General features: G+C 59.5%; 16 protein-coding genes and 1 pseudogene. 6 read left to right on the top strand and 11 right to left on the bottom strand.

What is annotated here, in order from left to right; genetic code table 11:
* Nucleotides 1-134 precede the first annotated feature (134 nt).
* From BLL42_RS00480 to BLL42_RS00445, 8 genes are all read right to left on the bottom strand, one after another.
* Nucleotides 135-1,241, bottom strand: coding sequence for an ABC transporter ATP-binding protein (locus BLL42_RS00480; RefSeq protein WP_071550207.1), 1,107 nt, complete (start codon nucleotides 1,239-1,241; stop codon nucleotides 135-137).
* Nucleotides 1,238-2,860, bottom strand: a complete 1,623-nt coding sequence (locus tag BLL42_RS00475; RefSeq protein WP_071550206.1) for an ABC transporter permease — start codon at nucleotides 2,858-2,860, stop codon at nucleotides 1,238-1,240. Before BLL42_RS00475 ends, BLL42_RS00480 begins: the two co-directional genes overlap by 4 nt.
* A 4-nt stretch (nucleotides 2,861-2,864) precedes the next feature.
* Nucleotides 2,865-3,881 (bottom strand): iron ABC transporter substrate-binding protein, encoded by a 1,017-nt coding sequence (locus BLL42_RS00470; RefSeq protein WP_071550205.1) that lies wholly within the window; start codon nucleotides 3,879-3,881, stop codon nucleotides 2,865-2,867.
* Between the two features lie 319 nt (nucleotides 3,882-4,200).
* Nucleotides 4,201-5,736 (bottom strand): ArnT family glycosyltransferase, encoded by a 1,536-nt coding sequence (locus BLL42_RS00465; protein ID WP_071550204.1) that lies wholly within the window; start codon nucleotides 5,734-5,736, stop codon nucleotides 4,201-4,203.
* A 155-nt stretch (nucleotides 5,737-5,891) separates the two neighbouring features.
* Nucleotides 5,892-7,541 (bottom strand): lipid IV(A) 4-amino-4-deoxy-L-arabinosyltransferase, encoded by a 1,650-nt coding sequence (gene arnT / locus BLL42_RS00460; protein ID WP_071550203.1) that lies wholly within the window; start codon nucleotides 7,539-7,541, stop codon nucleotides 5,892-5,894.
* 372 nt (nucleotides 7,542-7,913) lie between these two features.
* Nucleotides 7,914-8,594, bottom strand: a complete 681-nt coding sequence (pmrG, locus tag BLL42_RS00455; protein WP_071550202.1) for a lipopolysaccharide core heptose(II)-phosphate phosphatase PmrG — start codon at nucleotides 8,592-8,594, stop codon at nucleotides 7,914-7,916.
* Nucleotides 8,595-8,879: 285 nt separating this feature from the next.
* A complete protein-coding gene (locus BLL42_RS00450) occupies nucleotides 8,880-10,253 on the bottom strand; it encodes a sensor histidine kinase (protein WP_071550201.1) in 1,374 nt (457 codons plus the stop codon).
* Nucleotides 10,231-10,923, bottom strand: a complete 693-nt coding sequence (locus BLL42_RS00445) for a response regulator transcription factor (RefSeq protein ID WP_071555657.1) — start codon at nucleotides 10,921-10,923, stop codon at nucleotides 10,231-10,233. Before BLL42_RS00445 ends, BLL42_RS00450 begins: the two co-directional genes overlap by 23 nt.
* 119 nt (nucleotides 10,924-11,042) lie before the next feature.
* Here BLL42_RS00445 and BLL42_RS00440 point away from each other — a divergent pair, with 119 nt between their 5' ends.
* The 6 genes and pseudogenes from BLL42_RS00440 to BLL42_RS00415 all read left to right on the top strand — a co-directional run.
* Nucleotides 11,043-11,732 (top strand): response regulator transcription factor, encoded by a 690-nt coding sequence (locus BLL42_RS00440; RefSeq protein WP_071550200.1) that lies wholly within the window; start codon nucleotides 11,043-11,045, stop codon nucleotides 11,730-11,732.
* Nucleotides 11,733-11,836: 104 nt separating this feature from the next.
* Nucleotides 11,837-13,237 (top strand): efflux transporter outer membrane subunit, encoded by a 1,401-nt coding sequence (locus BLL42_RS00435; RefSeq protein WP_071550199.1) that lies wholly within the window; start codon nucleotides 11,837-11,839, stop codon nucleotides 13,235-13,237.
* Nucleotides 13,234-14,427: an efflux RND transporter periplasmic adaptor subunit gene (locus BLL42_RS00430; RefSeq protein WP_071550198.1), complete on the top strand. Its 1,194-nt coding sequence runs from the start codon at nucleotides 13,234-13,236 to the stop codon at nucleotides 14,425-14,427. The genes BLL42_RS00435 and BLL42_RS00430 overlap by 4 nt, the downstream gene beginning before the upstream one ends.
* On the top strand, nucleotides 14,424-17,501 hold the full coding sequence (locus BLL42_RS00425; protein ID WP_071550197.1) for an efflux RND transporter permease subunit: 3,078 nt from the start codon (nucleotides 14,424-14,426) through the stop codon (nucleotides 17,499-17,501). The genes BLL42_RS00430 and BLL42_RS00425 overlap by 4 nt, the downstream gene beginning before the upstream one ends.
* 26 nt (nucleotides 17,502-17,527) lie before the next feature.
* Complete coding sequence (locus tag BLL42_RS00420; RefSeq protein ID WP_071550196.1) at nucleotides 17,528-18,820, top strand: sensor histidine kinase; 1,293 nt, start codon at nucleotides 17,528-17,530, stop codon at nucleotides 18,818-18,820.
* 20 nt (nucleotides 18,821-18,840) lie between these two features.
* Nucleotides 18,841-18,960 (top strand): annotated as a pseudogene (locus BLL42_RS00415) (DUF1428 domain-containing protein); the annotation flags it as partial.
* A gap of 72 nt (nucleotides 18,961-19,032) precedes the next feature.
* Here BLL42_RS00415 and BLL42_RS00410 read toward each other — a convergent pair.
* The 3 genes from BLL42_RS00410 to BLL42_RS00400 all read right to left on the bottom strand — a co-directional run bounded on the left by BLL42_RS00410 (nucleotide 19,033) and on the right by BLL42_RS00400 (nucleotide 20,500).
* Nucleotides 19,033-19,224, bottom strand: a complete 192-nt coding sequence (locus BLL42_RS00410; RefSeq protein WP_071550195.1) for a hypothetical protein — start codon at nucleotides 19,222-19,224, stop codon at nucleotides 19,033-19,035.
* 109 nt (nucleotides 19,225-19,333) lie between these two features.
* On the bottom strand, nucleotides 19,334-19,804 hold the full coding sequence (cynS, locus tag BLL42_RS00405) for a cyanase (protein ID WP_071550194.1): 471 nt from the start codon (nucleotides 19,802-19,804) through the stop codon (nucleotides 19,334-19,336).
* Nucleotides 19,805-19,837: 33 nt separating this feature from the next.
* The gene (locus tag BLL42_RS00400; protein WP_071550193.1) at nucleotides 19,838-20,500 is read right to left on the bottom strand and encodes a carbonic anhydrase; all 663 of its coding nucleotides are present in this window, start codon (nucleotides 20,498-20,500) and stop codon (nucleotides 19,838-19,840) included.
* Between the last annotated feature and the right edge of the window lie 144 nt (nucleotides 20,501-20,644).

Genomic DNA, 20,644 nt, shown 5'->3' with positions numbered 1-20,644 from the left:
AAGGACCTTTCTGATAGTTATCGCCATTTTTTAGGCGCTGCGAAGAAAGCCATCACCTGGCCCGCGCATCGCCAAAAACGATAGTAAAGAGGTCGGCCAGTCTACTTCAACCCGAGTCTGCGCCAAGCTGCAAGCTACGGCGCCGCAACCGCCTGGCGGCGAGCAGGCTCAGTCAATACGTGTGCATGACCCAGTGTCGAAATGTGTACCAGAGTGCCAGCGGCCGGCGCATGCACCCCGGAACTTCGAACCAGTAACGAACGGCTCGTTGACTGTCCATCCGTAGCGGGTGAGGGCAGCTTCAGTTCCACGGTCAAGGTACAGGTATTGCCGCCAAAGTCGCGATCGGTCACCACCCCGATGCAGCCGTCCACCTGTTCCAGCTCGGCGGCCTGACTGGAAATCTGCAACTGCTCGGGCCGCAACATGATCTGCGCCGCGCCGTTTTGTGAGGTAGTGCTGACATGAACCCGCCCCAGGTCGCAGGTCGCGTAGCCATTTTCGACCCACGCAGGCATGACCACGGCATCACCGAGGAACAGCGCTGTTTCTTCATCATGAGGACGCAGGTACAGGTCCATCGGTTGCCCGGTCTGCACCAGCCGGCCCTGACGCATCACGGCCAGTTGATCCGCAAATGACAACGCCTCGGACTGATCGTGGGTAACCAGAATGGTGGTCACGCCGGTGTCCGACAGAAGCTTGGCGACCATTTTGCGCATGGACGCCCGCAGGCCGGTGTCCAACGCTGAAAAGGGTTCGTCCAGCAGCATCAGTCGAGGTCGTTGCGCCAAGGCGCGGGCCAGCGCTACCCGTTGTTGCTGGCCGCCAGAAAGCTCATGTGGCCAACGTTGACTCATGCGTGAATCCAGCGCCACCATGTCCATCAATTCGGCGATACGCGTTTGCTTCGAAGCGGCATCACCCGAAAGTCCAAAGCCGATGTTACCGGCAACCGTCATGTGCGGAAACAACGCACCGTCCTGCGGCACATAACCAATCATGCGCTGATGCGCGGGGACTTCGGTCGAACCGTCGACCAACGTCTGGCCGTTGAGCGAGATGCTGCCCGAATCGGGAAACTCGAACCCGGCAATCATCCGCAGCAGGGTGGTCTTGCCCGAGCCGGAAGGGCCGACGATAGCCGTGCGGCTGCCCGCAGGCACCGACAGGCTGACGTTGTCCAGGGCAGGCAGGGCGCCGAAGGTTTTGTAGATGGAATTCAGTTCGAGAGCGTTCATCGGCCTGCCGTGCGTTTGGATTGATGATAGAGAAGCGCGGTCAACGGAAGCGAAAGCAAAATCATGATCAGCGCGTAAGGTGCCGCTGCGGCGTAGTCGATTTCGCTGGTCATGGCCCAAAAACCGGTCGCCAGAGTGCGAGTGCCACTCGGCGAGAGCAACAGGGTCGCGGTCAGTTCATTGGTGATCGCCAGAAACACCAGCGCTGCGCCGGCGGCTGCCCCTGGTGCTGCCAGGCGCAGGGTGATCAGCCAGAGCGCCTTGCTCGGCGAGCGGCCCAGGCTGCGGGCGATATTCTCCAGCTCTACCGGTGCCTGGGCAATACCGGCGCGTAAACTGACCAGCGCGCGTGGCAAGAACATCAGCAGGTACGCCAGCAACACCGTGATGGTGGTTTGGTAAATCGGCCGTGCAAAGCTGATGGTGACGGTCACCAGTGCCAGCGCCACGACGATTCCCGGCAATGAACTGGTGATGTAGTTGCAGCTTTCCAGAATGCGATGCAGACGCCCCGGCGAACGTATCGACAACCAGGCCACCGGAACTGCCGCGCAGGTGGTGATGACTGCGCCGACACTGGCCAGAACGAGGGTCTGCTTCAACGCCGGGAGAATTTCCGCCATCCGCCAGACGTCCGCGCCACCAGCAATCAGCCATTGGGCCAGGGTAATCAGCGGCACACCGAGTGCCAGCACGCTCGTGATGATCGGCAACAACAGTGTTGCGGCTTTGGTGTTGCGTGTCAGCCGCTGGGTACGTTGCAGGCGCGCGCTGCCGGAACCGACGCGTGCGTAACGGGCGTGGCCACGGGAGGCGGATTCGGCGGTCAACATCAGCAGGCAGCACAGCGCCAGAACCCCGGCCAGCATGTTCGCCGCCGGACCGTTGAAGGACGACTGGAACTGGTCGAAGATCGCCGTGGTGAAGGTGTCGAAGCGAATCATCGCGTACAGGCCGTATTCAGCCAGCAAGTGCAGCCCGACCAGCAAGGCACCGCCGCAGATAGCCAGGCGCAGTTGCGGCAGCACAACCCGGAAAAATACTGCCCAAGGCTTCAGGCCCAACGATTCGGAAACATCTTCAATCGCCGGGTCAAGGCGTCGCAGAGTGGCGGCGACGGGCAGATAGAGGAACGGGAAGTAGGCGATAACCGAAACCAGTACCCCGGCAAACAACCCGTGAATCGGTGGTACCAGGCTGACCCAGGCATAACTGTGCACAAAGGCCGGCACCGCAATCGGTGCCGTTGCCAGCACCGACCAGAGGCGGCGGCCCGGCAGGTCGGTGCGTTCGGTCAACCAGGCGAGTGCCACGCCCAGCGCGATACATAAAGGAATCGTGATCACCACCAGCAACACGGTGTTGATCAAAAGTTCGGCGACTCGAGGCCGCAAGACCAGCTCGGCGATCGTCGCCCAGCCGGTCTTGATGGAAATGCCGATGATGAACGCCAGCGGCAGCAGCGCCAGCAACGACACCAGAATGGAGATTGCGATCACCCACGTGCCGCCTCGCCCTCCGCGAGCGCGGCGAGAGTGTGGACGTGGGCTGGCCAGAGTCACCGCAAGGGCGACCCCGGCTACTTCAGCAGCTTCTGGCAACGTGACTGGCTTGGACATCGGATTACAACAACCCCGCCTGAGTCATCAGCGCGACAGCTTTTTTGCTGTTGAGTTTGGAGGCGTCGACGGCAGGCGCGTCAAGTTGCGCCAGCGGCACCAGTTTCGGGTTCGACTCGGCATTCTGGCCTACGGCGTATTCAAACGAGTTGCCGTTTTTCAGAATGGCCTGACCTTCTTTGCCGGTGATCCACTTCAGGAACGCCTGCGCTTCTTCCTGGTGTTTGCTGGACGCCAGAACTGCGCCACCGGAGAGGCTGACAAACGCGCCCGGATCTTTGTGCTTGAAGTAGTGCAGCGAGGTGTTCTTGCTGTTTTCGCCGGTTTTGCTCTGATCGACGAAGCTGTAGTAGTGGTAGATCACGCCGCCTTCGATCTGACCGGCATTAACGGCTTTGAGCACAGCGCTGTTGCCGCGGTAGGCGGTAGCGTTGGCTTTCATGCCCTTGAGCCATTCCAGAGTGGCGGCTTCGCCTTTGATTTCCAGTACGGCGGCGACGATAGCCTGGAAATCGGCGCCGGCAGGCGAACCGGCCCAACGACCTTTCCAGCTTGGGGACGCCAGGTCCATCAGAGACTTCGGCAGATCGGCTTCGGCCAGTTTGCTTTTGTTGTAGACAAACACGGTCGAACGAGCAGCGATGCCCACCCATTTGCCATGGGCCGGGCGATAGGCCGAGCCGATTTGTTCCAGAGTCGAAGGCGCAACAGGGGTAAACAGCCCGGCGTTGTCCACCAGCACCATGGCCGGGGAGTTCTCGGTCAGGAATACGTCAGCCGGGGAGGCAGCACCTTCTTGCACGAGCTGATTGCCCATCTCGCTGTCATCGCCGTTGCGCAGCGTGACCTTGATCCCTGTTTCATGGGTAAAACCTTCGACCCAGGCCTTGGTCAGGGTCTCATGCTGAGCGTTGTAGACGACGATGCCTTCAGTGCTTGGTGCAGCATAGACATGGCCAGCACCCATAAGAGCGGTGGCGAGCAGCGCGGTTTTCAGAAACGAAGGAAGACGAGGATTCATTTTGTTAGCAGCTCCTGCAGTTTTTTAAGAATCAGGTGGGCAAGCCTGTCAATCAGTTCCCGCGATCCCTGCAGCTTGCTCAAAACAATACGAATCATTCGCATGCTTTTCGTGCGCCGGCAATTTAGTGCGGGATATGTGAAAAAAACGTCAAATAAATTTTTAATCAATGTCGTTTGTATTTAGATTGAGGTGCTCAGGGGGGAGTTTGAAGGACAGAGCTGTTTGAATTCAAACGATATCGTCGACGAGGCTCACTGATTTCACGTGAGTGTTGCTGGAAAGGCTCGAGAGGCCCAGTGGGCCTCTCGAGCCTTTTTCATTGGGCAGGGGCGTTGGGGATGAAGGCGACGCTGGCGTCCGAGCGCGGATGCAGCAGCCGCTCACCGTTGTCTGGCTGCGTGACGACGGGCTGATGGTCGACAGTCAGGTAGTTCAACGGCAGCTGATCGCCACGTTTGTATTGCGCCACAATGATGGTGCGCTGCGGGTTCCACTGCTGGCCGCTGGTCTTTTCCAGCCATGCCATGAACTGTGCGCTGGTGCCTTCGCGAGGAAAGTCCTTGTTTTCGGGCACGTAGTAGAAAGGTGCGCCGTCGTTTTGCAGGTACATCGGGACTTTGTTGTCGACTTCGACCATCACCATCCGCCATTGATTCCACGGCGCAATCAGGCTGGCCTGAGCCTTGACGTCCTTGCCAAACTGCACGACGCCGCCACCACCGTTGCTCCACGGCGCAACAATCCCGAGGATCAGCAACAGCAAAACCGTCGTGACGCCAAAGCCGATTTTCCACCCACGGCCTTCGACTTTGCCGGCAGCACGCCGTTGTTCCATGCGCCGGGTGACCCACCAGGCTGCCAGCAGTTGCGCAAACGGCACCAGCGGCAAGACGTAATAACTGCGTCGGCTACCACTGGCAGTGAAGAACAGGAACAGCAAGCCCAGGCCCCAGATCAGCCAGCGGGTATTGGGCTCGAGCGTGCGCCAGTTGCGAGCCGCGACCCACAGTCCAAGCACCCAGAACGGTGCCCACGGCAAGGTATAAACCGGCAAGTAAATCAGGTAGGTGTAAATCGGCCCGAACTGGTCGAACGGCTGGAAAAAACGCACCACGTTTTCCCGGAACACCAGTCCCAGACCACTCTGGCCGGAGGTGGGTGCGCCGTAGATATTCGACAACATGAACGGTATCGCGTAGACCAGGCCGGCAACCAGCAGGGCGACGCACAGGCGCAGGTTGAGGTGACGTTTCCAGCGGCCTTCCTGCAGCAGATGCGGCAGCAGCACCAGCCCCGGCAAGATGAAGCCGATCAAGCCTTTGAACAGAGATGTCACGGACAGCAGCAGGAAGAACACGCAGTAGCGGCCGAGTCGTGTGTCGTCCGGTCCGCGCAAATACCACCAGACCGCCGCCAGCACGCCGCACACGGTCAGAATATCAGCCGTCGCGACCCGAGCCCAAAAGACGAAATAGAAGGTGGTTGCCAGCATCCAGCCAGCGATCAGCCCGGTGCCTTTGCGAAACAGCTGTTCGCCGATCAGGTAAACCAGCCAGACGCTCAGCCAGGCTGAAATCACCGAAGTCAGGCGCAAGGACCAGTGGCCAAGGCCGCCTGTGAACCAAGTGGTGGCGGTAATCAACCAGTAGGAGGGCAGTGGCTTGTCGTAATAGGAGCCGCCCATGAGGTACGGATCAAAGTAGTTATCGGTTTGCAGCATCTGCAACGCGATGTTCGCCCAACGGGTTTCCGGGCCCCAGAGTTCCCGTGTGCCCAGCCCCAATAACAGGAGAAGCGCTGAAACCCCAAGCAGGATCAGCAGCGCGCGTGTTTCCGTTTCCCGCGACTTCATGTGGTGTTTTCCCTAGGTTTTGACCGCCAGCCGCAGGATTGCTCCGTGCCTTTGAACGCCGCGAGCTGCGCGCCGGGGTCAGAAAATGCAGATCATCTACTTGCCGGGTGACGATCTGTATATCGTCCCCCGGTAAAGCGGCGCATCAGGAATCTTCAGGGTAGTTTCGGGAAAACCAGGATCTCCAGTTCGCCCCGCTTGTAGTGCTTGCCATCGATCGGCAGCAGCAAGACTTCCTGCTCTTCCAGAGCGTTTTTTACCCGCATGACGACACCCACCGAACCCTTTTTACGGGCTTCGGTCATCCACTGCTGGACACCGTTCATATCAATTTTGCGGTGTTCCGCCTCAGGGTAAGCGGCGCCGTACTGCAATTCACCAACGGTGTTGTACAGGTCAACCTGCGGACGTTTCAGGCGCCAGGACAATGCCGAGGCCGCACCCAAATCGTTACTCAGCAGCGAAGTGGTCTCGCTCAATTCCTGAACATGCTCGGCAATGAACTGGTCAGGCATTTTGCTGTTGACGATTGTCGCGGGCATGGCGGATGGCAACAATGCAACCAGCAGCCAGATGCCCAGCGCCGGCGTGGCCCAATAGACCAGCGGTCGAAGGGCTTGCAGGGCGTTGGCGATGATCCAGCCGGCCAGCACGATGAAGCCCAGCGACATAGGGAACATTTCGGTGTTTTCGAAGATCTGCCGGGTTATCTGCAGGTAGATCAGGACAATCAGGGCGATCGTCGCGATCGCCGCGTTGAGCAAACCATTGATGCGAATCGACCGGCCACGGGCCTCGCTCACCAGATCGATCAGCGTATTGGCCATCAGCAAGGCCAGCGGCAGCAGGCACGGCATGATGTAGGTCGGCAGCTTGCCTTTGCTCATGCTGAAAAACACCAGCGGCAAGAGCATCCACAGCAGCAGAAAGCCGGTGGTGTTCTGAGTCTTGTTTTTCCAGGCTTGAACCAGTGTCGACGGCAACAGGGCCGCCCAAGGCAGGCTCGAAACCACCATGATCGGCAGGAAGAACCACCACGGCCGGGTGTGCTGGGCATCTTCGGCGGCGAACCGGCGAATGTGCTCGTGCCAGAAGAAGAAACGCCAGAAGTCGGGTTCCTGGCTATGGATCGCCAGTACCCATGGCAGGCTGACGACGATGGCGACGACCATCGCTACCGGGCCATAGCGCAGCAATTCGCCAAAGCGCTTTTGCCAGATCATATAAGGCAGTGCGATCAACACCGGTAACAGCCAGGCAAGGAAGCCCTTGGTCAGGAAGCCCATCCCACAGGCGAAGCCGAGCAGGGCCCAGGCACCGAGTTTGCTACGTGGGGTTTTGTTATCCAGGGCAAACCACAGGGCAACCAGGCTCAGGTTGACCCAGAAGGTGAACTGCGGATCAAGGTTGGAGTAGCCAGCCTGGCCGGCGATCAGGCCGAAGCTCATGTAAAGAAGGGCGGCAGCGAAACTTTTGCGCGGATCATTCCACAGGCGACGGGCGATCAAATAAGCCAGCCACACACTCAGCCCGGTGCTGACTGCCGAGGCAATACGCACGCCAAACAGGTTTTCGCCAAAGATCGCCTGACCGATGGCAATCATCCAGTAACCGGCAATGGGCTTCTCGAAGTAGCGAAAGCCCATGAAGTGCGGAGACACCCAGTCACCGCTCAGCAACATCTCCTGGCTGATCTGCGCGTAGCGGGGTTCGTCAGGAATCCACAACCCGTGGGCCATCATCGGCAACAGGTAGAACAGGCCGAAGGCCAACAACAGGCAGGGTAAAGCCCAGCGTTTGATCATTTGACTCGTGCTCCCTGCAACTTCATGCGACGGTTCGGATCGCTGCGTGAGCAATCAGTAAAGTGATGCGTGACGAGTATTGTTTTTCGCTTCATGGGACGGCCTTGATACCGGAAGACGTTGCTCGGTTTTGGGTGTTTTGGTTATGACGTTCGGTGCTGCACCGGCCTTCTTCAACAAAGACGCGTGCAGAGGCGCAGACATCGCTGTGACGAGCCGGCCGTATTATTCGGCAAAAGAAAAAAGTCGACGCATGACATTAGAAAATAAAGTTGTTCAACTTGTTTCAAATGCACGCCAGCGCTGACGAACTGTCGTAATGGCGACTTTTTTGAGTTCGTTGACAGCGCCGGCGTGTACCGACCAGAAGCACTATTTGCTGGCGAATCGTTTATCCAGCACGGTTGGCCAGTCCTGGGAGTTCACAATGCCAAGCACTTTCAGCTGCCCGTCAGCAGTCACCGAGACGAACAGGGCGCTGGTGTACTGACTGGTAGGAGCATGCTTGAAGCCGGTTTGTTTCTCAAAGTCACTGATGCAGCCACTGTGCGTGACCAGGACCAGATTGCGATGCGCCGTTTTGTGTGCGACGACATCGTCACGCATGGTCTTGCCGCATTGGGCCAGCCATTCCTGACGCGACGCCTCTTTGCCAAACATGTACTGCGCGGTTTGCATCGTGCGGGTCGCCGGACTGCTGAACACATCCGCGTGGTCCATGCCCAGAGCGTTGAACCCCTTGCCAACGTCTGTCGATGCCGCGCTGCCTACCTGGGTAATGCCATCGGCTGGGCCCAGGCACGGATTTTTCGACTGATCGCAACGTTCGGCATGTCGAACCAGCACCACCACATCACCTGCCTGCCAGCGTTGAAATACGCCAGCCGTTGCCATGTGATCACTTTCCGCCAGCATTGCGGGAGAGCGGGGCCACAAGGTGAACCCCGTCACCAGGGCGGCCACTAACACTGCCGACGCCGCTAGCGTCACTTTCAGAAAGCGTTTTTTGATCGCTCGTTTAGGCGAGTCTTTGGGCAATACAGAATTAACCACGCCATGCACCTGTAAGTCGTATTGGGACGAAGAGTTTCGATACTGTTCAAGCAGGCAGCGTAGACAGTTACGAGAAACGCTAGCGTTGAAAGATCGATTTGGGACGATCAATTTAGGGGGGTATAGGTGAAACGAATGTGAAAATATCGCCGGGCCTCTTAACCTTCCCTTAACCAAGGCTAATTATTTAATTTCAAGTGCATGGCCAACAATGGAAGCCGCCTCGGACAGGGCCACGAGCGTGGTCGTCGGGGAGGCAGCAAGTGCCGCTCAGGCGTTATTGTTTCAAGTTACTTCGTGGGGCGGTTTTCCCAGCAGATCGATCTGGCAACCTGGCGCTGCGTCGTAAACCGCCAGTTTCATGTCGTGCAACCGCGCCACGGCCGACACCATGCTCAAGCCCAATCCATTGCCGGGTGTGTGACGGCTCAACTCTGAACGGTAGAGCCGGCGAAATACCGCCTCGCGCTCAGCTTCCGGAATGCCGGGGCCGTTATCGGTCACCCGAATACCGACGCCTGTTGCGTCAGTAATGACGCTAAGACTGACGCTGCTATGGTCGGGGGAGAATTTGATCGCGTTATCCAGCAGATTACAGCAGGCATCGAACAGCAATTGGGCATCGCCTGCGATCAGCGCTGATTGCGCGCTGGCATGGAACGCCAGGCTGATGCCGCGCTCCTCGGCCAGCGGTTCATAGAGCTCGGTGGCATCGGCGCCAATCAGGTTCAGATCGACCGGCGCAAAGTGGCTGCGTCGCGCGCTGTCCTCAATCTCGGAAATGCGCAGCAAGGCACGGAACGTCATCAGCAAACCCTTGGCCTCGGTCAGGGCCGAGTCAATGCTGGCGGCGTATTCGTCCTCACGCAGACCTCGGCGCTGCGCGCGCTCAAGGCCCGCAATCAGCCGGGTCAGGGGCGTGCGCAGGTCGTGGGCGATGTCGTCGCAGACACCTTTGACTTCGCTCATCAAGCGTTCCAGCTCATCGAGCATGCTGTTGACAACATGGGCGAGACGGTCGATGTCATCGTTGTTGCCCAGCGTTGGCAAGCGGCTGCTCAAGTCGCCCTCGATGATGCCTTTGATCGAGTCGCTTAATTTGTCGAGCCGGCGCCGCGCCGAGTAGCCCAATCCGATCGCACCTAACAGGCCGACCACCAGCAGCAGGACCCCACCGGAAATCAGTGCATGGACCAGAAGTTCGTCGAACTCACTAATATCGTGCATGTCCTGGGCGACCAGCAGGGTTTTGCCGTCCTCCAGTTTATGGACGATAAACCGCACCGGACGGGAGCGACCGTTGGCTTTCTCCCAGTCGAACTCGGCAGGTTTATCGAAGGCGCGAAACGTCGGCAATTGATGGATGGCACCGGCGATGTAGTGGCCGTTTTCATCGAACAGGGAGTGGGGCAGGCGGCCCTCTATGTCTTGAGTGGCGTGTTTGATGATTTCCTGTTCCCGCAGCTGGCTGGTTTGCTGGCTGCGACTTTCCACCTGACGGTACAACGCAGTATCGGCTTCGCCTTTCAGATAGAACGCGGTTTGCCAATAGATGTAACCAAACAGCGCCAAAAACGAGCAACCGAACAGCCCAAGGAACATCAGGCCCGTGCGAAAGCTGATGGTGCGTGGAATCTCACTCAGGTGAACGGAGAACATAACCGGCCCCCCGAATGGTGTGGATCATCTGCGCTTCGCCTTCGGCGTCGATCTTGCGACGCAGGCGGCCGATATGCACCTCGATGACATTGGTGCGCTCGTCGTAGCTGTAATTCCACACGGCTTCAAACAACATGGTGCGTGTGACCACCTGTTCGGCGTTGCGCATCAGGTGTTCCAGCAGCGCGTATTCACGCGGAACCAGATCGATTGTTCGATCGCCACGGCGCACACTGCGCCGTAACAGGTCGACGTGCAGGTTGCCGACGCGCAGCTGATTATCCGGCTCGCGGGTGGCAGGTTCAGCACGACGCCGACTCAAGGCATCCAGCCGTGCGGTGAGTTCGATAAACTCGAAGGGCTTGGTCAGGTAGTCATCGCCACCGGCGCGTAAGCCTCGAACACGTTCATCCAGCGCACTCAGGGCACTGAGGATCAACACCGGCGTGCTCACACTCGCCGCTCGCAAGGCGGTCAATACGCCCAGCCCATCGATGCCGCCCGGCAGCATCCGGTCGAGAACGATCAGGTCGAAGGGCTCGCTGAGGGCTTTGAGCAAACCGTCGCGGCCGTTGTTCACGCAGGTGACCGTAAACCCGTGGTCCTGCAGGGCTGCTTCAATTTCGCGAGCGGTGGAGTTGTCGTCTTCGACGACCAGAACGTGGGTCATGGGAGTTGAACCGGCCACTTGAACGAGTGAGAGATGGCATAGTGTGTCAAATCCAGGCAGGCGCCAACGTCGCCGCCGGATAAATAAAAGTTTAGGTTCCTGTTAAGAGAGAAAGCTCCTTGCGCATTCTAGTCGTTGAAGACGATGCCCAGACCGCTACCTACCTGTTGCGTGGGCTGACGGAGAGCGGGCATGTGGTGGATGTCGCCGAAGATGGCAACGATGGACTGGCCATGGCGCTGGAAGGGATTCATGACGCGTTGATAGTTGACCGGCGCCTGCCGGGGCTCGACGGTATCGCGCTGGTTCGGGCGATACGCAGTCGCGACTTGCGTATTCCGGTGCTGATGCTCAGTGCTCAGTCGACCACTGCGCAAAAGGTCGAAGGCTTGCAAGCCGGTTGTGACGATTACCTGGCAAAACCCTATGCCTTCGCCGAGGTGCTGGCACGTCTCGACGCCCTGTTGCGCGGCGCCGATCAACCAAGCGTTACTGGGCGCAAGCTGGAGGTCGGCGAACTCGAACTCGACTGTGCAACGCGTACGGCGCTGCGTCAGGGCCGCAGCATTGTCTTGCAACAGCGCGAAGCGTTGCTGTTGGAAAAACTCATGCGCCACAGCGGCCAGGTGGTCACGCGCGACATGCTGCTCGACAGCGCCTGGGATTACGCTTTCGACCCCAACGACAATGTCATCGACAAACATATCCATCGGCTGCGGCGCAAACTTGATGAAGGTTTCGAGTACTCGCTGATCAAGACCATTCCGGGTGCGGGTTACAGCTTTCAGGGCAGTCGCGAGCCTGATTAAACAAAAGTTTACCTACAGGCGAACGCTCTGCTAGGCGCTGCTGGCTATCTTCGGCTCATTCGTGGACGTGCTCCACAAACGGTTCAGCCGGAGATCGCGTGCCAATGTCAGTTGCAACCTCACCGAGGCGTAACTTTTTATCAATATCAGTGCTGCTGGGCGTCTTGATGCTCGGTGGCTGTTCGATGGTGCCCGCTTACCATCAACCGGCGTTGCCGCTGGCGGCAAACTGGAATGGCGCCGAGCAAACGTCCGCCGCACGAGGGGGGCAGTGGTGGAGCGAATTCCACAGCGCTGAACTGAATGACCTGATCGCCCGCGGCCTCTCGGCCAACTACACCCTTAAAGCCGCGGCCAGCCGCATCGAAGAGGCACGCGCTTCAGCGCAGGTCGTCGGCGCCGGGCAATATCCGACATTGGCGCTGGGCGGCAATGTCCAGCGTCAGAACAATTACGGCACCACGAAAAAAAGCAGTGTGTTTGCCGAGGCCACTTACGAGCTGGACTTCTGGGGCAAACAGCGCGCTGCCGCCGACTCTGCCGACGCGTCGGCCAGTGCCAGCGTGTTCGACGCCCAAACCCTGCGCATGAGCCTGGGGGCGAGCATCGCCGACAGCTACTTCCAGGTCTTGTCGCTGGAAGAACGGCTGCGCCTCGCACAGTCGATTGCCGATGATGCCAAGCAGGTACTCGATCTGGTCGAAGTCCAGGCCAGTCAGGGCGCCGTGTCCAATCTTGAAGTGGCGCAGCAACGCAACGCTCTGCAAACCTTCCAGGCCGCGATGCCACCTTTGCGTCAGCAACGCGATCTGGCGCTCTACCAATTGGCGGTACTGGTGGGCGAGACGCCGCAAGGTTTCCACTTACAAAGCGCCGGTCTTGACGGTTTGCAGGTGCCGCGTCCGTCCGCTGGCTTACCCATCGGCCTGCTGCGCCAGCGGCCCGACGTGCAAGCGGCTGAAGCACGACTGGTTTCGGCCAACTTCGACGTGGGTGTAGCCCGTGCGGCGTTCTTGCCGAATCTGTCGTTGGACCTGATTGGCGGCATCGACACCCTTGCCGGCGGCAGTATCTGGAGCGCCATCGGCACCTTGGCCCAACCGGTGTTCACCGGCGGCCAGCTCAACGGCCAATTGCATTTCGACCAGGCCCACGCACAGGAACTGACCGCCAGCTACCGCGAGTCAGTGATCGAGGCACTGCAAGACGTCGAAACCCAACTGAGCGCCACCCGCGAACTGGATAAAAGCTATGCCCTGAATCAGGCCGCGGTGGACTCCGCCCGCGAGGCCGCCAGGTTGGCGCAGGTGCGTTATCGACTGGGTTCCACCGACTTTCAGACCTTGCTGATTGTCGAGCGCACCCAGTATCAGGCCGAAGACACGCTGTTGCAGGTGCGCCTGCAACACCTGCAGGCCGCCGTCGGTTTGTTTCGGGCACTGGGTGGCGATTTCACGCCCGACGCCATCGCTTTCCTTTCTCCTTCTCAGGCCTCACACCCATGAATGCCAAGCAACGCGTCGCGAACCCTCGTCATCGAGCACTCACCTGGGCGCTACTGATTCTCCTGTTGGGCGCCGGCTTCGGTGGATTTCAGTGGGTCAAACGGGCTCAGGCAGCACCCGCCAAAACCGAGGCAACCGCTGTGCCGGTGCAACTGACACAGGTGAGCCGGCAGGACCTGCCGATCTGGCTCAGCGCAATTGGCAATGTCCAGCCGCTCAACAGCGTCAATGTGCGGGTTCGGGTGGATGGCGAGTTGCAGAAAGTCCTGTTCAAGGAAGGCCAGACGGTAAACGCCGGTAGCCTGCTGGCGGTGATCGATCCACGGATTTACCAGGCTCAGGTGGCTCAGGCGCAAGCGTTGGTGGCCAAGGATCAGGCGCAACTGACCAACCTGCGGGTGAGCCTGGACCGGGCCAGCAAACTGGCGGCCGCCAAGGCCGGGCCGACCCAGGATGTCGACACCTATCGCGCAGAACTGGCGGCACAACAGGCCACGGTGCAGGCTGATCAGGCGGCATTGGACACCGCGCGCCTGCAACTGGAGTTCACTCAGGTCAAGGCACCGCTGACCGGGCGTACCGGCCAGCGCTTGCTGGACGTCGGCGCCATCGCCCATGGTGCGGAAGCCACGGGCCTGGTGACCATTACCCAGATGAACCCGATCTCGGTGGCCTTCGCCGTCTCCCAGGATGAACTCCCGCAGATCCTTGAAGAAAACGCCAAGGGCGCCTTGCAAGTGGTCGCCATGACCCGCGACGGCCATCAGGAAATCGCTCGCGGCCGTTTGAGTTTCATTGACAGCCAGGTCGCTGCGGCCAGCGGTCAGATCCAGTTGAAGGCCGAGTTCGACAACAGTACCAACCCATTGTGGCCCGGCGAATTGGTCAGCGCTCGCGTACTGGTCAACACCCGGCAGGACGTCACGGTGGTGCCGGCCAATGCCGTGCAGTTTGGCCGTCAGGGCAATTTTGTCTATGTGGTGGGCGCTGACCAACGGGTGCAGCCGCGTCAGGTCGATGCGGCCAGCGTGGTCGATGGCAAACAGTGGATTCGTCAGGGTCTGGCCGCCGGAGAATCGGTGGTAGTGCAGGGCCAGTCACGCATCGCGCCGGGCGTAAAAGTCGCGCCGATCAAGGCTGAGGAAGCCGCTACGCTGGTGTCCGCTACGCCCGTGGAGAGCGCACGATGAACGGGCTCGCCGGACTGATTCAACGACGCGTTGGCCTGAGTCTGTTAGCGCTTGGGATCATGCTACTGGGCGCTTTCGCGTACTTCCAGTTGCCGGTGGCACCATTGCCCACAGTTGATTTTCCGACCATTCAGGTCACCGCCAAACTCTCCGGGGCCAGCGCCGAGACCATGGCGTCGTCAGTGGCGACGCCACTGGAAAGAGCGTTCGCCGCTGTTCCGCAAGTCACCTCGATGACCTCATCGAGCGCGGCCGGCAAGACTCAGATTGTGTTGCAATTCGACCTGTCACGGAACATCGACGGCGCCGCCCAAGATGTGCAGACCGCGATCAACACCGCGACCCCGAACTTGCCGAAGACCATGACGAGTACGCCGACCTTCAACAAGGTCAACCCGGCGGAAGGTACGGTGTTGTCGCTGGCCGTGACGTCGCCGACGCGCACGCTGCCGGAACTCGACCGTTACGCAGACAACTACATTGCTCAGCGTTTGTCGCAGATGCCTGGCGTCGGCCTGGTGGATTTCCATGGGGAACAAAAACCGGCGGTGCGTATTCAGATCGACCCGGATGCGCTGGCCGCACGGGGCCTGAGTCTGGAAGACGTGCGCAGCGTGATCGGCGTCAGTACCGTGGATCAGCCCAAGGGCACCCTTGACGGGCAGACCCGCTCCGTCACGCTCGGTGCGACTGACCAGATGCTCGATCCGCAGAACTACCGGGATCAGGTGATTGCCTATAAAAACGGTATGCCAATCAAACTCGGCGACCTTGGACGGGTAATCGCCGGCGCCGAAGATACCCAGCAAGCGGCGCAGTTGGGTGGTGAGCCGACGGTGATTGTCGACATTCACAAACAGCCGGGTTTCAACCTGCTGTCGACCATCGCCACGATCAAGGCCAAGCTGCCCGAACTGACTGCGTCCCTGCCTCGCGACGTGCAGGTCCAGGTGGTGGGCGACCGCACCCAGACCATCGAAGCCTCGGTCAACGACATGCAATTCACCTTGCTGCTGTCGATTGCCCTGGTGGTCGTGGTGATCTTCGTGTTCCTGCGCAAGGCCACTGCCACGCTGATCCCCAGCCTTACCATTCCGCTGTCGCTGGTGTCGACCTTCGGCGTGATGTACTGGCTGGGCTACAGCCTCGACAACCTGTCGATCATGGGGCTGGCCATTGCGGTCGGCTTCGTGGTGGACGATGCCATCGTGGTGATGGAAAACATCGTGCGCCATCTGGAGATGGGCAAGTCACGCCTGCAATCGGCGGTCGATGGCTTGCGCGAAGTGGCGTTCACCATTGTCTCGATGACGGTGTCGTTGATCGCAGTGTTCTTGCCGATCCTGTTGATGTCGGGGATCGTCGGGCGCTTGATGCGCGAGTTCGCGGTTACGGTCAGCGTGGCGATTATCATGTCCTGCATCGTCTCGTTAACGATCACGCCGATGCTCTGTGCCTGGTTGCTCAAACCCCATGCCGAGAGCGAGGAGGGGCGTTTCGCCCAGGCCTGCGAGCGGACGTTCACTGGCCTGCACAATGGCTATCGCCGCAGCCTCGACTGGGTACTCGACCATCAGCGTCTGACCCTCGGCGTGGCACTGGCCACATTGCTGGCGACAGCGGTGTTGTACGTGAGCATTCCCAAAGGCTTCTTCCCGCAGCAGGACAACGGCCTGATCCAGGGTGTCGCCGAAGCCGCTGCCGATATCTCGCCGTTGGCCATGCGTGAGCAGGTCAATCGTGTCGCCGAAGTCATCGGTCATGACCCGGCGGTGGCCAAGGTGTATTTCTGGATTGGCCCAAACCCGACGGTCAGCCAGGGCAAGGTGATGATCAACCTCAAGCCGTTCAGCGAGCGCACCGACAGTGCCGGCGAGGTAATCAGCCGTTTGCAGCCGGCCCTCGATCAGTTGTCCGGGGTCAAGGTCTACTTGCAGGCTAACCAGGACATCCAGATCGGCGGCCGCGCCAGTAAAACCCAGTATCAGTACACCCTTCAGGACCCGGACAGTGCCGAACTGGATCACTGGAGCGGGGTGTTGCTGGAAAAACTCAAGAGTTTGCCGCAACTGCAACACGTGACCTCTGATCAGCAGCAGGCAATTGCTCAGGCGACGCTGGTGATCGACCGTGCCACGGCGGCGCGTCTGGGTGTGACGGTGCAGGCCATCGACGACGTGCTGTACGACGCGTTTGGGCAGCGTCAGGTGGCGACGATGTTCACCCAACTCGACCAGAACCACGTGGTTCTCGAGCTGGACCCGCACTGGCAGACGTCCACCACCACGCTGGAACATTTGTACGTACGCGCAAGCTCGGGAACCTTGGTGCCACTGAATCTGTTGGCGAGCATCAAGACCGAGCAGGTGCCGATCATCATCAACCACCAAGGGGTGTTTCCGGCCATTACCCTGTCGTTTGACCTCGCGCCCGGCCAAGCCTTGAGCGATGCGGTCAACTCTATCAACCAAGCGTCTTTAGCGGTGGCAATGCCCGACTCGGTCGTCGGCAGTTTTCAGGGCACTGCCCAGGCGTTCCAGGATTCGCTGAAATCCCAGCCCTGGCTGATTCTGGCGGCGATTCTGACCGTCTACATCGTACTGGGCGTGCTCTACGAGAACGCGATTCACCCGTTGACGATCATCTCGACCCTGCCGTCCGCCGGGTTCGGTGCGCTGCTGGCACTGATGCTGTGTGGACAGGACCTGTCGGTACTTGGGATGATCGGCATTATTCTGCTGATTGGTATCGTCAAGAAGAACGCGATCATGATCGTTGACTTCACGCTGTCGGCCCAGCAACGTGGCCTGTCCGCCAGAGACGCCGTGCGTGAAGGCTGCCTGTTGCGGCTGCGGCCGATCCTGATGACGTCACTGGCGGCGTTGCTCGGTGCGGTGCCATTGGCGTTCGGCCACGGCGCCGGCTCGGAGCTGCGCCAGCCACTGGGCATCGCCATCGTCGGTGGCCTGGCGGTCTCGCAGATCCTGACGTTGTACACCACCCCGGTCGTCTACCTTTGGTTTGAGCGTCGGCGTCGCAGCCAAAAACGCATCGCAGCAGACCTCAAAGTGTGAAACCGGCATTCGAACACTGGAAAGACATGGACTCCAAACAGAGCCTGACGAAACGGATTGTGATTGTTTTCGCACTGATGACTGCGTTTGTCGCGGGGGTCTTTGCAATCGGCATTGTCGTGACCGTGCACGTCGTTGAAGGAAAGCTCACCAACGCCAGTCTGGGCGGTGGGCTGCAACGCCTGCTGCTGATGGACAACACTGATGACTGGACCCATCGACCGGAGAAAGACGAACTGTTTTTCTTTGAGGGCGGGCTGGGTGAAATGACCCCGGACGAGCCGCTCAAGGCGCTGCACCCGGGTTTTCAGGAAATTGTCTATGATGGCGAGGACTACTACGCCATGGTGAAGGTGGTCGACGGTCGCCAATACATCCTGCTGAAAGATCAGAAAAGCCATGAACAACGCGAACGGGTGTTGTACACGGTGGTGATTGTCGGGTTCGTGTTGAGCATCCTGCTGGCGATTCTGTTGGGTTGGCTGCTGGCCCGACGCGTCATGGCGCCGGTGATCCGTCTGGCGCGTCAGGTGCGTCACCGCGACCAGTTACTGGAGCTCGCGCCACCGCTGGCACCCGAGTATGCGGTCGACGAGGTCGGCGAACTGGCGGTTTCCTTCGATCAAACCCTGGGTCGACTGCGTGAGGCGCTGGGCCGGGAAAAACTTTTCACCAGCGATGTGAGCCACGAGTTGCGAACGCCGTTGATGGTGCTCGCCAGTTCGTGTGAGCTGTTGCTGAGTAATCGTGCCCTGGATCAGCGCTCCATGGCTCAGGTCAGCCGTATTGCCAGGGCCAGCGATGAAATGCGGCAATTGGTCGATACGTTCCTGATGCTCGCGCGTGACCGGGACAACGACTCTGGCAATGGTGCCAGCGCCTCTTTGAAAGAAGTCGCCGATGCGTTGGCGGAGATCTGGGGCAGGCTGATCCGTGAAAAAGGTCTGGCGTTCATCTACCTTGATGAGCAGGCCTCGAACACCTACTACAACCTGACGTTCCTGCAATCGGTGATGGGCAACCTGCTGCGCAACGCCTGGCACTATACTGATCATGGCTTCATTCGCCTGACCCTGCGTGACCATGGTTTCAGCGTGGAAGACAGCGGCATTGGCATTCCGGAAGAAAAGCGCCATGCGATGTTCCAGCCCTTTGTCAGGGGCGACGAACACCGGGGCGAAGGGCTGGGATTGGGGCTGTCGCTGGTTCAGCGGATCTGCACCAACCAGAACTGGCGCGTGGAGCTCACCACTCGCGAGCCCCACGGCTGCCATTTCGCCGTGGACCTGACAGAGCGTCAGGAGCAACTCCTGCTCTAGCAGGAGTGGAAATGCCCGCGCGCGAGACCGGTATGCAGAAGTTCATGGCCGACCCCAGGCTTCAATCAGTCGACAACTCAATGCCTTTCGATGGTCAACGGATGATCTTCGGCGGCTTCGAGATGATCGTAAACGTGTGAGGCATGTCGCGTAATCCGGAGGTCAGGCGGCCCTGAAAAGGAGGCAGGCCCGCCCCGGATGGCGCGCGCCGGTTACTCCTGAAGGGTGATCCTGCAGCTCTTGCGATTGCGGATTTCGTTATCCGTTGGCCGCTCCTTCACAAATTCAAAACGCGGCTCGCCCTCGTTGTACGTGACCAGCCAACCCCATTCCAGCTCGGATTCATCTTGCCCGGGTTTCGGCGGTGCAGCCCACCATGGTTCTTTGCTGACAATCTGGCGCATACCCCCTCCACGTGGTTTGGGTCCCTTCAACTATAACGTGGATGACTGGCGGTGCCAGAACTGCGTTTCGTGTGGGCCGGCAAATCAATGCCGGCCCACTCTCGTCAGATTAAAACGGTTTGTAAGGCAGGAATTTTCCGTCCAGGGTGATCACCGCACGGGAGCCACCTTCGGGATCTTCGACCTTCTTGATGTCCATCTTGAAGTTGATGGCGCTGATAATGCCGTCACCGAACTGCTCGTGAACAATGGACTTCAGGGCGGTGCCGTAGACCTGGATCATCTCGTAGAAGCGATAGACGGTCGGGTCGGTCGGTACGCCGCTGGCAAGAGAGCCGCGAAGCGGGATCGCTTGCAACTGGGCGACGGCGTCGTTGTCCAGGCCCAGGTGCTGGACCACCGCTTTGGCAGCCGCTTCCGGCAGTGGATGTTGGCCAAGCAGGGCCGCAGTGACATAGAGCAGGCTCAGGCCAGTGCCTTCGGTCAGGTTCTCCCAGGACAGGTCCTTGCGGGCCTTGGCTTCGAGGATCTTGCCGGTCAGAGCCAGCGATGGGTCTTGATAAGCATGTGATTGTTGCATGGAGCTTCTCCTGCGGATTGATTGGGGTGGGGTTCAAGCGACGTTGGCGACAGACCGGGCGGGCATGGCGCAGGTGTCAGGGAAATCGGCAATCGATACAAATTGCCGGGAGACACCGTCGAGCGCGTCGATGCCGCCACTTTCGATGTCGTAGACCCAGCCGTGCAGATTCAACGCACCTTGCTCCTGGGCCAGGCGAACGCTGGGATGAGTCTGCAGGTTGGCCAGTTGAGCGATCACGTTCTCTTTGACCAGCGAGGTCAGGCGCGCTTCGTCACTGTGGTGAGGGCGAGCGGCATTGATCACTTTGGCGCCTTCGGAGTAGCGCAACCAATTGGCGACGGCGGGCAAGTGGTCCAGGCATTTGCACTGGGCAATGGCGGTCATTGCACCGCAATCCGAGTGCCCGCAGATCACCACGTCAGTCACACCCAGTACGGCAACGGCGTACTCGACAGTGGCTGAGACACCGCCAGGCTCCGGGCCGTAGGACGGCACGATGTTGCCGGCATTGCGAATCACGAACAGCTCGCCGGGTTCTTGCTGGGTCAGCAACTCCGGCACGACCCGACTGTCGGAGCAGGCAATGAACAGTGTTTTAGGCGATTGGGTAGAGGCCAGATGTTTGAACAGGCTGGAGCGCTGTGGAAATGCTTCACGCTGAAACTTGAGGAAGCCATCGATCAACTCTTTCATGGTGAAGTCCCTTGCCGTTGTGGTTGGCTGAAAGAATGAACGCGCACAGCTATAGCGTCCAAGATCGATGACTTATGGTTTTTATAGGCTAACCCTATAGTTAGCTCCTAAGGTAACTCCACGAAAGCGAACCCGTGGAGTGAG

It is taken from the genome of Pseudomonas frederiksbergensis (assembly GCF_001874645.1).
Lineage (GTDB): Bacteria > Pseudomonadota > Gammaproteobacteria > Pseudomonadales > Pseudomonadaceae > Aquipseudomonas > Aquipseudomonas frederiksbergensis_B.
Note: the sequence above shows the minus strand (reverse complement) of the source record. Positions and strands in the feature narration are given on the sequence as shown.

What these genes read in the sequence shown, in the direction of transcription:
- BLL42_RS00480 (WP_071550207.1), bottom strand. Translation starts at nt 1,241, where the DNA reads ATGAACGCTCTCGAACTGAATTCCATCTACAAAACCTTCGGCGCCCTG.
- BLL42_RS00475 (WP_071550206.1), bottom strand. Translation starts at nt 2,860, where the DNA reads ATGTCCAAGCCAGTCACGTTGCCAGAAGCTGCTGAAGTAGCCGGGGTC.
- BLL42_RS00470 (WP_071550205.1), bottom strand. Translation starts at nt 3,881, where the DNA reads ATGAATCCTCGTCTTCCTTCGTTTCTGAAAACCGCGCTGCTCGCCACC.
- BLL42_RS00465 (WP_071550204.1), bottom strand. Translation starts at nt 5,736, where the DNA reads ATGAAGTCGCGGGAAACGGAAACACGCGCGCTGCTGATCCTGCTTGGG.
- arnT (WP_071550203.1), bottom strand. Translation starts at nt 7,541, where the DNA reads ATGATCAAACGCTGGGCTTTACCCTGCCTGTTGTTGGCCTTCGGCCTG.
- BLL42_RS00450 (WP_071550201.1), bottom strand. Translation starts at nt 10,253, where the DNA reads ATGTTCTCCGTTCACCTGAGTGAGATTCCACGCACCATCAGCTTTCGC.
- BLL42_RS00445 (WP_071555657.1), bottom strand. Translation starts at nt 10,923, where the DNA reads ATGACCCACGTTCTGGTCGTCGAAGACGACAACTCCACCGCTCGCGAA.
- BLL42_RS00435 (WP_071550199.1), top strand. Translation starts at nt 11,837, where the DNA reads ATGTCAGTTGCAACCTCACCGAGGCGTAACTTTTTATCAATATCAGTG.
- BLL42_RS00430 (WP_071550198.1), top strand. Translation starts at nt 13,234, where the DNA reads ATGAATGCCAAGCAACGCGTCGCGAACCCTCGTCATCGAGCACTCACC.
- BLL42_RS00425 (WP_071550197.1), top strand. Translation starts at nt 14,424, where the DNA reads ATGAACGGGCTCGCCGGACTGATTCAACGACGCGTTGGCCTGAGTCTG.
- BLL42_RS00420 (WP_071550196.1), top strand. Translation starts at nt 17,528, where the DNA reads ATGGACTCCAAACAGAGCCTGACGAAACGGATTGTGATTGTTTTCGCA.
- BLL42_RS00410 (WP_071550195.1), bottom strand. Translation starts at nt 19,224, where the DNA reads ATGCGCCAGATTGTCAGCAAAGAACCATGGTGGGCTGCACCGCCGAAA.
- cynS (WP_071550194.1), bottom strand. Translation starts at nt 19,804, where the DNA reads ATGCAACAATCACATGCTTATCAAGACCCATCGCTGGCTCTGACCGGC.
- BLL42_RS00400 (WP_071550193.1), bottom strand. Translation starts at nt 20,500, where the DNA reads ATGAAAGAGTTGATCGATGGCTTCCTCAAGTTTCAGCGTGAAGCATTT.